Raw genomic sequence first — 389 nt, forward strand, 5'->3', positions numbered from 1 at the left:
GATAAACATTTATTTTTTGATGAAGAATGGCTGATTGAAAAAGAATATAAAGGCGTTCAAGCGCAGTTTATTAAAGGGAGATTGGATGACTCACCTTCCCATTGTGAACACTGTGGATCGATTCGTATTATCCGCAACGGTTCCTATACGACACGTACTCAGATATTGAAAGTCAAAGAAAAGTTGACTATTTTAGAATTAAAACGTACCCGTTTTCTATGCTATGATTGTGGGCAGACCTTTTCTGCGAAAACGGACTTAGTTGATGAACATCATCAACTAACAAAGGAACTGAAGCAGGCGATTCTCATAGAACTGTACGAAAATCAATCACGTAAACTAATCGCTAAGAAGTACTTCGTCTCGGATGGGACGGTGACACGGATCTT

General features: G+C 38.8%; 1 protein-coding gene. It reads left to right on the plus strand.

Annotated features, from left to right (window positions below):
* Nucleotides 1-389 (plus strand): transposase family protein (locus tag DVW06_RS16930; protein ID WP_133296820.1); only part of this gene is annotated, 389 nt, incomplete at both ends.

The organism is Enterococcus sp. ARL09-542 (genome assembly GCF_005234805.1).
Lineage (GTDB): Bacteria > Bacillota > Bacilli > Lactobacillales > Enterococcaceae > Enterococcus_D > Enterococcus_D gallinarum.